Consider the following 13,588-nt stretch of genomic DNA (forward strand, 5'->3'; position numbering starts at 1 on the left):
GGGTGGAGGTTTCTTATGCGCATTATGATTACGGGCGCGCGCGGGCAGGTGGGACGCGCGCTGCAAGCGGTCTTGACCGAACATGAATGTATTCCCGCCAATCGGCCCGACGTGGAGGTGAGCGACCGCGAATCGGTGGGGGCGGCGGTGCGGGTGGCGCAACCTGATGTGATTGTCCACTGCGCGGCGTACACGGACGTGGACGGTTGCGCCCGCGACCCGCAACTGGCTTACCGCGTGAACGGGTTGGGGACGCAGAATGTGGCCCTGGCTTGCGAATCGGTGGGGGCGGCGCTGATTTATGTGAGTACGAATGAGGTTTTTGCCGGCACAAATCCCCACGGATACGCTGAATGGGACACGCCCGACCCCATCAACCCCTACGGACAATCCAAAGCCGCCGGCGAGATGTACGCCCGCACCCTCGCGCGCCGCTGCGCCATCGTACGCACCGCCTGGGTCTTCGCCGCCGGCGGGCGCAACTTCATCCACGCCATCCTCGACCGCGCCCACCGCACCGGGCAGGTGCGCGTGGTCACGGACGAGGTGGGCAACCCCACCTACGCCGCCGACCTGGCCGCGGGCATCGCCCAACTGATTGCGGCGCGGCAGTACGGCATCTTCCACCTGGTCAACGCGGGCGCATGTTCACGGTGGGCGTTCGCCAACGAGATTTTGCGCCAGGAAAATCTAACGCACGTGCGCAACACCCCCATTTTGGGGCAAGCGTTTGTGCGTGCGTCCACCCCACCCCGCTTTGGCGCGCTGCACAACAACGCCGCCGCCGCGCTGGGCATTACCCTGCGCCCCTGGCAAGAAGCACTCGCCGCTTATTTGCGAACAGTTTAAGTAATCGCCCGTTATTAATTTGGCAAGATTGGTCCAATCTCGGAGATTGGACCAATCTAAATGACAACACCTCCTATGCCCGCCGCCTCGATCATCATTCCCCACTGGAACGGCAAGCAGCACCTGGACGACTGCCTGGGCAGCTTGCGCCGCCAGACCCGCGCCGATTTTGAGGTGCTGCTGGTGGACAATGGTTCGACGGATGGCTCGCAGGCGTATGTGCGCCGGGCGTTTCCTGAGGTGCGGCTACTGGCGTTGGGGGAGAATCGGGGGTTTACGGGGGCGTGTAATGCCGGCATGCGCGCCGCCCAATCCCCCATCCTCATCCTCCTCAACAACGACACCGAAACTGATCCCGGCTGGCTCGCCGCCATCCTGGACGCCTTTACCCGTCACCCGCATGTGGGCAGCGTCGCCAGCAAAATGCTCCTCTTCGACCGCCGCGACCATTTCCACACCGCCGGCGACTTCTACCGCGTCGATGGCATCCCCGGCAATCGCGGCGTGTGGCAAAAAGACGAAGGGCAATACGAGCGCGAGGAAGCCGTTTTTAGCGCCTGCGGGGGGGCCGCCGCCTACCGCCGCGCCATGCTGGACGAGATCGGGCTGCTGGATGACGATTTCTTCTTCTCCTGCGAGGACGTAGACCTGGGCTGGCGCGCCCATCTGGCCGGCTGGGCGGTGCTGTATGTGCCCACGGCCATCGTCTACCACAAACTGAAGGCCACCGGCGGCAGCGTCACCGGCAGCTACTACGACGGGCGCAACTTTCTCTACCTGATCTGGAAGAATTATCCGGCCAGCCTGCTACGGCAAAACTGGCGGCTGGTGCTGCGCGGGCAGTGGGAGATCACGCGCGCGGCGCTGCGCCATTGGCGCGGCGCGGCGGCGCGGGCCAGGCTGCGGGGGCAGGTGGCGGGTCTGCTTGGCCTGCCAAAGATGTGGCGCAAGCGGCGTGAGATCCAGGCAAACCGGCGCATTACCGATGACTCCCTGCTGGCCCTGCTGACGCCTATTGACGATACCGGAGGAGCCAAGTAACATTCACCCTTGACTTGAAACAGGTAAGTGATTCACCTTATGTTTCCGCTTGAGCGGTTGCATATGCCGGCATCCCCACCCCAAACGCAACGAAGATACCGGCCTACACAAGAGAAAACCCTGATTCCCAACCATCTTTCCTCATGAATCCGTATCTCTCCGTCATTATCCCCGCCTACAATGAAGAAACCCGCCTCCCCAAGACCCTGGCAGCAATTTATGCCTACCTGTTGCCGCAGCCATTTTCATGGGAAGTGATTGTGGCCCTCGACGGTTGCACGGACAATACGCGCGGCGTGGTGGAGGCATTTGCCGCGGACAAGGAACAGTTCCGCTGGCTGGACCGGCGGGAAAATCGGGGAAAGGGTTACACGGTACGGGAGGGGATGCTGGCGGCGCGGGGCGGGATTCGCCTGTTCACGGATGCGGATAATTCCACGGATATGGCGCATTTTGACCAGATGCAGCCGTTCCTGGCGCAGGGGTACGACGTGGTGATTTGCTCGCGGGATGCGAAGGATGTACCCGGCGCGCGGCAGGCGGTTCCGCAGCCATTTTTGAAGCGATTTTTGGGAAATGCCGGCAATCTTTTCATCCAACTCATGGCCGTGCCCGGCATCTGGGACACGCAGTGTGGCTTCAAGGCGTTTACGGCGGAGGCGGCGGAACGCATCTTCGGCGCGGCGCGTATCGACCGCTGGGGGTTCGATATTGAGGCACTGGCGCTGGCCCGTCGCTATGGCTACAAAACGGCTGTGATTGCCGCGGATTGGATAGACGATGCCGGCACGCACGTGCAACGGTGGGATTATTTGGACACTATCGGAGAAACGCTGAAAATCCGCTGGAACCTGATGACGGGCGTCTATCCCCGCCGCTGACGCCATTGGCAGCCGTCCAATGCCTGATTTGACGTTTGAGCAAGAGATTATAGAGCGAAGGGGGGAGTGGTTGATTGCCGGCATTGACGAAGCGGGACGAGGCGCATTGGCCGGCCCCGTCGTCGCCGCCGCCGTCATCCTCCCCCTCAACAATCCTGACCGGCTGGCGCGGTTGGTCGCCGTCAACGACTCCAAGCAACTCACCGCGCGGCAGCGGGAACGCCTCTACGACCTGATCATCACCCATGCCCTCGCCTGGGCCGTGGGCAGCGCCGCCGCCGCCATCATTGACGAAATCGGCATCCTCCCCGCCACCCACCAGGCCATGGTCGCCGCCGTGCGTCAGCTCGTGCCGCCGGCCAGCTACCTGCTCATTGACGGACGTATCCGTCTGCGCCAACTGACGCAGCCGCAGCAAGCCATCATCCGCGGCGATGGCCTCAGCCTGAGCATCGCCGCCGCCTCCATCCTGGCCAAAGTCACCCGCGACCGCCACATGCTGGCGCTGGACAGCCAATATCCCGCCTACGGCTTCGCCCGCCACAAAGGATACGGAACCCAGGCCCACCTACACGCTCTCGCCCACCACGGCCCTACCGCTATTCACCGCCACTCCTTCGCGCCCATTCGCCCGACGCTGCTGGCGGTTGATGGTTGATGGCCGGAGACTGAATGCCACGCCGAACTTGGAACGGGACACTGGCGTTTTTGGTGTGGCGGCTTCAGCCAACCCACATATGGCGTTTGGTCTGGCTAAAGCCGCGACGCCGGCCACCCTATGTGGATTTCGCCAGGGGTGCGCGGGGTTTTTGTCGACACCGTCATTTTTGTGGGGCGAATACTGTTCCGCGCCAGGCGCGCAGCGCCGAGGCGACGCCCTCGACTCGGGCGGAAACAACTTGTGTTCCCCGTATTTCTGTGAGAGGCAATGGGCTTATGGGTTATCAACAAAAGTTCCGCGCACCCTTTCGCCAGACTCCAGTTAGAATTAAGGCCAAACACTGCTACAATAGGGTCTCAAGTTCAGATTGGTTCATACCTGGAAAATGAACCAATCTCTGGGCTACCGCTGAAATACGCAGCACCAGTTTTGCGCGTCGCCCTCGAAACCATAACCCACTGACGGACAAAGAAGTATGACCGTAGCTACCAATCGAAGACAAAGACGGCGCGAAAAATCCGCCGCAAACAAACGCATTTCCGCCGAGGGGCAAAAATCCCTCTGGCGCGCGGTCAGTTATCTACGTCGCTACAAAAAACTGACCGCCGCCGCCTATGGCGCGCTGGCGCTGGCCCTGGTGGCCCAACTGGCCGTCCCCCAGTTCGTGCAGCGCATCATCGACACCATCACCATCAACGCCAACCGCAAAGACATCCTCACGATGGCCCCCGATTTGCAGCAGGCCGCCGCGCAAAAGCTGGGCATCGATCCCGCCAGCCTGCAAATTGACCTCAGCCAGGCCCCCCGCGCCCTGCTCACGGGCATGATCGTGATCATCGTCCTCTCCCTGGTGCGCGGCGTTCTCTCCTTCGCGCAAAACTACATGGCGCAAATCCTATCGGAAAATGTGGCCTTCGAGTTTCGCAACGACATCTTCGCCAAAATTCAGCGCCTCAGCTTCAGCTACCACGACCGTAATCAGACGGGGCAGTTGATGATTCGAGCCACGGACGACGTGGAAAAGCTACGCGCGTTTATTGGCCGCGGCGTGCTGGTGGCATTACAGGCGGTGGTGCTGCTGGTGGGCACGCTGACGCTGCTGGTGGTGACGAATATCCAGTTGACGCTGCTGGTGGTACCGCTGCTGCCGTTGACGATGTTCGTTTTTGGCTTGTTTGGGGCGCGGTCGCAGCCGTTGTTCCGCGAGGTACAGCAGCGTCTATCCCGGGTGAACACAATTTTGCAGGAGAATCTTGCCGGCATTAAAGTCGTCCGCGCATTTGCCAGTGAAGACAAAGAAACCGCCCGCTTCAACAACAGCATCGACCGTCTCCTGAACCAACGCCTCATCATCAGCAAAGTCTTCTCCTTCCTCTTCCCCGGCATCTTCCTCCTCGCCCTCCTGGCCCAGGCTGCCGTCCTCTACTTCGGCGGACGACAAATCATCAACGGCCTCCTCACCGTAGGCGAGTGGCAAAAATTCAGCCTCTACCTCACCTACCTGTTCCTGCCTATGGGCCAACTCGGCTTCATCATCTCCATCACCGCCCAGGCCGCCACCAGTGCCCAACGCATCTTTGAAATCCTGGACGCCAAAAATGACGTAGAAAACAGGCCAGACGCCCACGTTCTGGAAGACATTGAGGGGCACGTCACTTTTGATAACGTCACGTTCCGCTACTTCGCCAGCAGCGACCCCGTCCTGCGCGATGTCACATTCCAGGCAAACCCGGGCCAGACGATCGCCCTGCTCGGCTCCACCGGCAGCGGCAAAACCACCATCATCAACCTGATCCCCCGCTTCTACGACGCCAGCGAAGGGCGCATCCTCATTGACGGGCAAGACGTGCGCGACGTGACTATCGAAAGCCTGCGACAACGCATCGGCATTGTGCTGCAAGAGACCACCCTCTTCAGTGGCACCATTCGGGATAACATCGCCTTTGGTCGCCCGGACGCCAGCGAAGAAGAAGTGATCAACGCCGCCAAAGCCGCCGCCGCCCACGACTTCATCATGTCCTTCCCCCAGGGGTACGACACACCGGTGGGCGAACGCGGCTCCACCCTCAGCGGCGGGCAAAAGCAGCGCGTGGCGATTGCCCGCGCCCTGCTGCTCGACCCCCACATCTTGATCTTGGATGACTCCACCAGCAGCGTGGACCTGACCACGGAATATCAAATTCAACAGGCGTTGGATCGCCTGATGAAAGGGCGCACCAGTTTTGTGATCGCGCAGCGCATCAGCACGGTGATTAACGCAGACCAGATTTTGGTACTGGACAAAGGCAGCATTGTCGCGCAAGGCACGCACGAGGAACTATTGGAGAACAGCCCCATTTACGCCGACATTTACAACTCACAACTACAAGCCTGACGCATGAATTTTCCCCCCGCCACTTTCGTAAACACACCTGACGCCTGGGAGACCTGCCTGAACCGCCTACACGCCGCGAAGCGGTTCGCGTTGGACCTGGAAGCAAACAGTCTCTATGCCTACCGCGAGCAGATCTGCCTGATGCAAATTTCGCTGCCGGACCAGGATTATGTGATTGACCCGTTGGCTGATCTGGATTTTGCCGGCATGGGCCACCTCATCGAAGACCCCCACATCGAAAAAGTGCTGCACTCCGGCGAATACGACCTCATCCTCATGAAGAAACAGTTCGACTGGCAAATGTCCAACCTGTTTGACACCATGTGGGCGGCACGCATTTTGGGCTACGCCCACATGGGGCTGGCCAACATCCTCAAAGACCGCTACGGCGTCGAGCTGGACAAACGCCACCAAAAAGCCAACTGGTGCCGCCGCCCCCTCTCCGCCTCGCAACTGGAATACGCCCAAAGCGATACGCACTTCCTCCTCACCCTGCGCGACGACTTCGCCACTGCCTTGCAAGCAGCCGGGCACTGGGAAGAAGCGATGGAACTATTCCAAGAGCAATGCCAGGTGCATCCGGCGGAACAAACCTTCGACCCCGATGGTTTCTGGTCCGTCAATGGCGTGCGCGACCTCTCGCGCCAGCAGCAAGCCATCTTGCGTGCGCTCTACATTTTCCGCGAGAAAGAGGCGGAACGACAGGATCGCCCTCCCTTCAAGATATTTGGCGGCAAGACCATGCTCCAACTCGCCCGCGAAGCGCCGGAACACCTCGACGACCTGCGCAGCATTCATGGCATGACCACGGGCCAGGTCAAGCGGTACGGGCAAAAAATCTTGCAGGCCATCCGCCAGGGACGCCAAGACGGCCCTCCGCGTCGCCCGGCGCGCGGACCGCGCCTCCCCGAAGAAGTGGTCAATCGGTACGATCTGCTGCACGAATGGCGACGCCGGCGGGCGGTCGCGCGGGGCGTGGAATCAGACGTGATCCTCAGCCGCCAGTCCCTTTGGGACCTGGCTCATGCCAATCCACGAGATCTGTCCGAACTGGCATCCGTTTCCTCGTTGGGACCGTGGCGGCAACAGCAATACGGTCAGGAAATCATCCGCCTCCTCCAAAAAAAACAGCAAAGACGTTAACTTCCCGGAAGCTCGATTTCAAACCCCAAACGCCGCATCATTCAGACCGTTTGGCAAAACAGCTTCCGGGAAGGTATTCGTAAAATTCGTCAAATTCGTGGCGAAGTCTTTTCAAGTAACCCAGGTTAGGAGTTCATTGTGAAAATAACATTCCATGGTGCCGTGCGTACCGTGACCGGTTCGCAGCATTTGCTGACCGTCAATGGGAGCAAGATATTGCTGGACTGCGGCTTTTATCAAGGCAAGCGGGCAGAAAGTTATGAACGTAATTTGCATTTGCCCTTCGCGGTGGAAGAGGTCGATGTCCTGATTCTCTCGCACGCGCACATCGACCACAGCGGCAACATCCCTAACCTGGTGAAGAGCGGTTTCCGCGGCGATATTATCTGCACCTATGCGACGCGGGACTTGTGCACAATTATGCTGCGGGACAGCGCCCGCATTCAGGAATCGGATATTGAGTACGTGAACAAGAAACGGGCGCGAGAGAATCAGCCTCCGTTGGCGCCGATTTATCGCACGCCGGACGCGGTGGAGTGCATGAAATACTTCATTGCCATTGGCTATGAGCGCCCATACAAAATCACGCCGGAAGTTACGCTGACGTTTTATGACGCGGGGCACATCCTCGGCTCGGCGATTGTGGCGCTGGATATTGTGGATAAGGAGACGGGGCAAGATGTGCGGCTGGTGTTTAGCGGTGATTTGGGTCGCCCGGACCGGCCTATCTTGCGCGATCCCACTTTTTTGCAAGAGGCGGATGTGCTGTTGATTGAAAGCACGTATGGCACGCGCGAGCATGAATCAACGGACGAGGCGAGTCATTTGCTGGAGAAGGTGGTTAATGATACGTATCGGCGCGGGGGGAAGGTGATAGTGCCGGCATTTGCCGTAGGCCGCACCCAGGAACTTGTCTACCGCCTGCATCGCTCCATCAACGATGGCAAAATCCCCGCCAACCTCTCCGTCTTTGTAGACAGCCCCCTGGCCATTGATGCCACCTCCGTCTACCGCCTGCATCCCGAAGCATACGACGACGAAGTCGCCGAATTCATGCTCACCGCCCCCGGCTCCGACCCCTTTGGTTTTGAGCGAATGCAATATACCCGCGCCGTCTACCAGTCCAAAGCCCTCAACGACCTGCGCGAGCCAGCCGTGATCATCAGCGCCAGCGGCATGGCGGAAACGGGCCGCATCCTCCACCACCTGAAAAACAACATCGAGGACCGCCACAACACCATCCTCATCGTCGGCTGGCAGGCCCCTGACACTCTAGGGCGACGTATTGTGGAACGGCAGCCAGAAGTACGCATCTTCGGCGAAAAGTACCGCCTGCGCGCCCGCGTGGAAAGCATCCAGGGCTTCAGCGCCCACGCCGACCGCGGCGAACTGCTCGACTGGGTGGCCCACTTCCAGCGCCGCCCGCAACACACCTACGTCGTCCACGGTGACGAGGATGTCTCCCTCGCCTTCGCCGACACCCTGCGCAAAACAGCGGGCCTCCCCGACGTCAACGTTCCCACCCTCGGCCAAACTTTTACCGTTTGAGGAGGGGCGAGGGGCGAGGGGCGAGGGGCAAGGGGCGAGGGGCGAGGGGCGAGGGGCAAGGGGCGAGGGGCGAGGGGCGAGGGGCGAGGGGCAAGGGGCGAGGGGCGAGGGGCGAGGGGCGAGTAGACTCGCTACTCGCAAACTCGCTACTCGCAAACTCGCTACTCGCAAACTCGCTACTCGCAAACTCGCCACCCGCATCCTCGCAAACTCGCCACTCAAATAACGCCCAGTTCGCGGCCCACGCGGCCAAATGTCTCCAGCGCCAGCTCCAAATCGGCGGGCGCGTGCGCGGCGGAGTTCATCACGCGGATGCGCGCCTTGCCCTGGGGCACGGTGGGGTAGCCAATGGCCATTGCAAACACACCTTCCGCAAACAAACGACGGCTGAACTGCTGCGCCAGCGGCGCTTCGCCCAACATGACGGGCACAATAGGCGTTTGCGAATGACCGGTGTCGAAGCCCATCTGCCGCATCCCTTCCTTGAAGACCTTCGCGTTGGCCCAGAGGCGGTCCACCAACTCCGTTGACTCCTGCAACACGTTGACGGCCTCGGTGCAGGCAGCCACATCGGGAACCGTCATGGCGCTAGAGAAGATGAAGGGGCGTCCGCGCTGCCGCAGCCAATCAATGATGGGTTGTTTGCCGGCAACCAGCCCCCCCATCACGCCAAACGCCTTACTCAACGTCCCCACTTCCACATCCACCCGCCCGTGCAGGCCGAAATGGTCCACGATCCCGCGTCCCCCCTCGCCCAGGACGCCCTCGCCGTGCGCGTCGTCCACCATGAGCATAATGCCATGCTCATTCGCCACGTCGCAGATTTTGTCCAGCGGGGCAATGTCGCCATCCATGCTAAAAACGCCATCGGTGACGATCAGGCGGCGGTTGGTGGTCGTGGTTTCCGCGATTTTGCGCCGCAAGTCGTCCACGTCGTTGTGGGCGTAGCGCACGATTTCGGCGCGGCTCAGGCGGGAGCCGTCAATGATGCTGGCATGGTTCAGTTCATCGGAGAAGATGATGTCGCCGCGGCCAACGAGGGCGGGGATGGTCGCCAGGTTGGCGGTGAAGCCGCTCTGGAAGGTGATGCAAGCGGCGGCGCGTTTGAAGGCGGCCAGGTTGTTTTCGAGTTGGAGGTGGAGGTCCATTGTGCCGGCAATTGACCGCACCGCCCCCGGACCAATACCATGCGAATCAATCGCCGACTTCGCCGCCTGCCGCAGCCGCGGATGGTTCGCCAGCCCCAGGTAATTATTCGCGCAAAAATTCAACACGCGCCGCCCATCAATCGTCACCCACGCATCCATGGGCGACTCAATCGTGCGGATCACGTTAAACAATCCCGCCTCCTTCAAAGCGGCAATCTCATCTTCAATCCAACTTACCGTGCTGCTCATTATAACTCCTCGGGGAAAGTTGACGGTTAATGGTTGACAACTGGCAGTGCCTGTTTTAACGGACCCCCGTTTTAACGGACCGCCGCAATCGTGACATCCATTAACCGTTTCAATTAATTCTGGAGATTGGACCAATTTCACCAGAGAAAATTAGTCCAATCTGGTTTTGTTACCACCCGTTTTCACTGTTTCCTACGGGAAAATGCCTCGCTCCGTGTAGACACGCTCCAGACGCCTGAGCGCCACGATGTAGGCCGCCGTGCGCCAATCCGTTTCGTACCAGGTCGCCGCTTTATGGACACGATCATAAGCCTGGTTCATCAGTTTCAGCAGCTTAGAATCCACTTCGTCCAGGTCCCAAAATTCGCTGCGCTTGTTTTGCAACCACTCAAAGTAGCTGACAATGACGCCGCCGGCATTGCAGAGAATGTCGGGCAGCAGCGCAATCCCGTTTTGCTGCAAAACCGCGTCCCCGTCCGGGTCCGTCGGCCCATTGGCCCCTTCCGCCACCAGGCGCGTTCGCAGCAGCGGCGCCGTTTCCGCCGTGATCTGGTTCTCCAGCGCGGCAGGGATAAAGACGTCTGCCTCCGTCGCCATAAACGTCGCATGATCAACAGGCGTCGCGCCAGGGAAGCCGGCAATCCCGTGTCGGGGACTGGTCGCCGTATACGCCACCAGCGCATCGGGATCAATCCCCTCCGCATTGTAGATCGCGCCGCTGGCGTCTTCCACGGCCATCATTTTGGCCCCATACGGTTTGAGCAGACGCGCCGCCCACGAACCCACATTGCCGAATCCCTGCACAAAGTAGGTGGCCTGGGACAGGTCAAAGGCATTATCCTGCGCCCAACGGTCAATCAAGAACACGACCCCCTGCCCCGTGGCCTTGTCGCGTCCCACACTGCCGCCGGACTCAATCGGCTTCCCGGTGACCACATGCGAACATCGCTGCCGATCCTGCGGGGGCATCATGGAAAAATAGGTGTCCAAAATCCAGGCCATGATCTGGGCATTGGTGTTCACATCGGGGGCGGGAATATCGTACTCAGGGCCGATGTTGCTGCCCAGCGCGAAGGTAAAGCGGCGGGTGATATGCTCCAGCTCGCGCAGCGAGTATTGGCCGGGATCGAGACGGATTCCCCCCTTAGCCCCCCCTAGTGGAATGTGTGCTACGGCCGTTTTCCAGGTCATCCAGGCTGCCAGGGCGCGCACTTCGTTGATTTCTACGGCGGGATGATAACGCAGACCGCCCTTATAAGGGCCGAGGGCGCTGTTGTGCTGCACGCGATAGCCGGTAAACATCTCAATGTGGCCGTCGTCCATTTTCACGGGAAAGTTGACGACGATTTCGTTCGTGGGATGAGCAAGGATGCGCCGCACGTCATCGTCGAGTTGCATCAGATCCGCGGCCTTATTGAACTGGTCCGTGACATTGTCCAGAACAGTCCGTTTTTCTTGGGTCATGGGAAAGAGCCTCCTTCGAAAGTATCTTGTAGGGCGAATTTCCAATTCGCCCCCTGCAAAAGTAGGACGCGATTGAACGCAAAAACGCGGATCAAACAAAAATCTGCGTCAGCGTGAGGAAGTTGGGAATGGGTGTGGGGTTGGGGAATAGCGCCAGCCCCATACCGAAGTAGAAATCATGCCGCTATTCACGTAAACCTGCCAGACTCTGCCTGTTTGCGCGATTGTTTCTTGCGGAAAACGGGCGGGTCTTGCTTACCAAGCACACTCAGGCGTAACGACTAACGACCTCTGGAGATTGGACCAATTTCACGCGCTCAACGGCCATTTTCACCGGAGAAAATTGGTCCCATCTGGCTTAGGATTGGCGCATTGCATCGCCAGTTTGAAGGAGCGGTAAAGAAATGATTTCGTCATCTTATTTAATTCCGCTCCTTAGGAGTAACGCTCAGGCAATGTTAGCAAAAGTGACCGAGATCGTCACCTCACCTGGCGCATCTTCATGATGATCGGCAAGAGGCTCCCCACGCAATCCATTCGGTCATCACATATCCGTAGGAAAATCAAAGAACCGGGTCTCCAGGCCAAAATGCCGCGCCAGATGCGCCCCCAGCGCCTGCACGCCCACCGTTTCCGTGGCGTAATGGCCGGCGAAAATCACGTTCAGGTGGTGGTCCGCCGCGGCCCAATAGTGGGCGTGCGACGTTTCGCCGGTTACGTAGGTGTCCGCGCCCAGGGCTGCCGCCGCCGCTACCTCGTCCGCGCCAAAGCCTGATAGAATGGCTACGCGGTTCACCAGGGCGGGACCATGGGACAAGACGCGAGCCGTGGTGTGCAGTTGCTCATTCACCTGCTGCACAAACTGGGATAGTGGCGCGGATTCCGGCAGCGGTCCACATACGCCCAACTTCGTGCCCATCACCTCGCACCACCACGCTTCGGCTTTTACGTTGAGGAGACGCGCCAGCACGGCGTTGTTCCCGACTTCCGCGTGGGCGTCCAGCGGCAGATGGGCGGCATAGAGGTTGATGCCGTGCCGCAGCAGCCGTCGTACCCGCTCTCCCAGTGGTCCCGCCAGCCGTTCCACGCTGCGCCAGAGAATGCCATGATGCACCAGCAGCATATCCGCCCCCCACGCGCCGGCGGCCTCGATCACGGGCGGGGCGACGTCCACGGCCAGGGCCACGCGGCGCACTTCCTGGTTATCGCTTTCCAATTGCAGCCCTTGCGGTCCATAGTCTTTGATGTCGCCGATGCGCAAGTAGTCGTCGAGGTAGGTTGTCAGTTCGTTTCGTTTCATTGTCCACCTTTTGGGTTTGCGGGTTTGCGAATGGCAAGTGTGCGCGTTGGCGCGTGGCGGGGCCACCTTGGGCCACGTGTCCCCCGCCTCTCATTCCTCACGCTTCGGCGCAGCTCTGGTCCGCCGCCAGGTAGATGTCGCTGGCGTACTTCAGGTTGAGCAGCAGGTCGGGCAGGTCAGTGGCGCTGATTTGCAGGACGACTGCGACCGCGTCGGCGGGCACATCCGTGGTGACAAGTTGCCCGGTCGCGTCCTGGAACGCCATCACGATGGCGCAGGCGGCGAACGCGGTGGGCGGGGTGATGGTCTCGGTGTCGTTGTTCGTGGGAAGCTGCGCCAGTATGACCAGGCGTGCCGGCATACCGGGCATGAATCCATCCAGCGGGGCGCGGTTGCGTTCAAGGGAGAGGGTCCAATACAGTTTACCTTTCTGTGGCGTGGGCGTGGGCGTGATAGTCGGGGTTTCGCCAGGCGCCAGCGTCGCCGTGGGTGTGAGCGTGGGCGCGGGCGTGGGTAGGGGCGTGGCGGTAGGCCAGTCGGAGAGGGAATGGTAGGTTAGTTTTGTGCCGGCATTTAGCAAAGCTGCTTCGAGGGTGGGGGCGGCGGCGGCGGGCACGGCCAGGAGCGCGGCTGTGCGGTCTGCGCCCAGCGTGTCGCGCACCTCTCCCGCGGTTTGTAGGGCTGCTTCGGGTGTGCTTTGGGCATTGGGGACGAAGACGGTGAGGTGGAGGATTTTGCCGGCAGAAAGCCCCTCTACGCCGCCGACGAAGGAAGATGCCGGCACAGCCACATCCCGCAACACCGGCGGCGGCGTCAGCGTCGCATCCAAATCCAACGCCAGCCGCAGCAACACCCAAACAAACAGACCCATCAGTAGCCAGCGCCAGGTACGGCCAATAAAATTTACCACATTCTCCATCACGCCCTTCC

General features: G+C 60.4%; 11 protein-coding genes. 7 read left to right on the forward strand and 4 right to left on the reverse strand.

Going from position 1 to position 13,588, the window contains the following annotated elements:
* Positions 1-15 precede the first annotated feature (15 nt).
* From rfbD to H6650_10075, 7 genes are all read left to right on the forward strand, one after another.
* Positions 16-849: a dTDP-4-dehydrorhamnose reductase gene (gene rfbD / locus H6650_10045; protein ID MCB8952341.1), complete on the forward strand. Its 834-nt coding sequence runs from the start codon at positions 16-18 to the stop codon at positions 847-849.
* Between the two features lie 75 nt (positions 850-924).
* The gene (locus H6650_10050; protein ID MCB8952342.1) at positions 925-1,890 is read left to right on the forward strand and encodes a glycosyltransferase family 2 protein; all 966 of its coding nucleotides are present in this window, start codon (positions 925-927) and stop codon (positions 1,888-1,890) included.
* Positions 1,891-2,033: 143 nt separating this feature from the next.
* The gene (locus H6650_10055) at positions 2,034-2,771 is read left to right on the forward strand and encodes a glycosyltransferase family 2 protein (protein MCB8952343.1); all 738 of its coding nucleotides are present in this window, start codon (positions 2,034-2,036) and stop codon (positions 2,769-2,771) included.
* A 19-nt stretch (positions 2,772-2,790) separates the two neighbouring features.
* A complete protein-coding gene (locus H6650_10060) occupies positions 2,791-3,429 on the forward strand; it encodes a ribonuclease HII (protein ID MCB8952344.1) in 639 nt (212 codons plus the stop codon).
* Between the two features lie 478 nt (positions 3,430-3,907).
* Positions 3,908-5,806, forward strand: a complete 1,899-nt coding sequence (locus H6650_10065; GenBank protein ID MCB8952345.1) for an ABC transporter ATP-binding protein — start codon at positions 3,908-3,910, stop codon at positions 5,804-5,806.
* Between the two features lie 3 nt (positions 5,807-5,809).
* Positions 5,810-6,949, forward strand: coding sequence for an HRDC domain-containing protein (locus tag H6650_10070; GenBank protein ID MCB8952346.1), 1,140 nt, complete (start codon positions 5,810-5,812; stop codon positions 6,947-6,949).
* 138 nt (positions 6,950-7,087) lie between these two features.
* A complete protein-coding gene (locus H6650_10075) occupies positions 7,088-8,497 on the forward strand; it encodes an MBL fold metallo-hydrolase (GenBank protein MCB8952347.1) in 1,410 nt (469 codons plus the stop codon).
* Between the two features lie 218 nt (positions 8,498-8,715).
* Here H6650_10075 and H6650_10080 read toward each other — a convergent pair whose 3' ends face one another.
* The 4 genes from H6650_10080 to H6650_10095 all read right to left on the reverse strand — a co-directional run bounded on the left by H6650_10080 (position 8,716) and on the right by H6650_10095 (position 13,577).
* Positions 8,716-9,894 (reverse strand): glycine C-acetyltransferase, encoded by a 1,179-nt coding sequence (locus tag H6650_10080; protein ID MCB8952348.1) that lies wholly within the window; start codon positions 9,892-9,894, stop codon positions 8,716-8,718.
* A 192-nt stretch (positions 9,895-10,086) separates the two neighbouring features.
* Positions 10,087-11,358, reverse strand: coding sequence for a Glu/Leu/Phe/Val dehydrogenase (locus tag H6650_10085; protein ID MCB8952349.1), 1,272 nt, complete (start codon positions 11,356-11,358; stop codon positions 10,087-10,089).
* 544 nt (positions 11,359-11,902) lie between these two features.
* A complete protein-coding gene (locus H6650_10090; protein ID MCB8952350.1) occupies positions 11,903-12,658 on the reverse strand; it encodes a Nif3-like dinuclear metal center hexameric protein in 756 nt (251 codons plus the stop codon).
* 97 nt (positions 12,659-12,755) lie between these two features.
* Positions 12,756-13,577, reverse strand: coding sequence for a hypothetical protein (locus tag H6650_10095; GenBank protein MCB8952351.1), 822 nt, complete (start codon positions 13,575-13,577; stop codon positions 12,756-12,758).
* Between the last annotated feature and the right edge of the window lie 11 nt (positions 13,578-13,588).

Source organism: Ardenticatenales bacterium (assembly GCA_020634515.1).
Taxonomy (GTDB): domain Bacteria; phylum Chloroflexota; class Anaerolineae; order Promineifilales; family Promineifilaceae; genus JAGVTM01.

Excerpts from the sequence above, each read along its gene's own strand:
- rfbD (MCB8952341.1), top strand. The coding sequence starts at position 16 with ATGCGCATTATGATTACGGGCGCGCGCGGGCAGGTGGGACGCGCGCTG.
- H6650_10050 (MCB8952342.1), top strand. The coding sequence starts at position 925 with ATGCCCGCCGCCTCGATCATCATTCCCCACTGGAACGGCAAGCAGCAC.
- H6650_10055 (MCB8952343.1), top strand. The coding sequence starts at position 2,034 with ATGAATCCGTATCTCTCCGTCATTATCCCCGCCTACAATGAAGAAACC.
- H6650_10060 (MCB8952344.1), top strand. The coding sequence starts at position 2,791 with ATGCCTGATTTGACGTTTGAGCAAGAGATTATAGAGCGAAGGGGGGAG.
- H6650_10065 (MCB8952345.1), top strand. The coding sequence starts at position 3,908 with ATGACCGTAGCTACCAATCGAAGACAAAGACGGCGCGAAAAATCCGCC.
- H6650_10070 (MCB8952346.1), top strand. The coding sequence starts at position 5,810 with ATGAATTTTCCCCCCGCCACTTTCGTAAACACACCTGACGCCTGGGAG.
- H6650_10080 (MCB8952348.1), bottom strand. The coding sequence starts at position 9,894 with ATGAGCAGCACGGTAAGTTGGATTGAAGATGAGATTGCCGCTTTGAAG.
- H6650_10085 (MCB8952349.1), bottom strand. The coding sequence starts at position 11,358 with ATGACCCAAGAAAAACGGACTGTTCTGGACAATGTCACGGACCAGTTC.
- H6650_10090 (MCB8952350.1), bottom strand. The coding sequence starts at position 12,658 with ATGAAACGAAACGAACTGACAACCTACCTCGACGACTACTTGCGCATC.
- H6650_10095 (MCB8952351.1), bottom strand. The coding sequence starts at position 13,577 with ATGGAGAATGTGGTAAATTTTATTGGCCGTACCTGGCGCTGGCTACTG.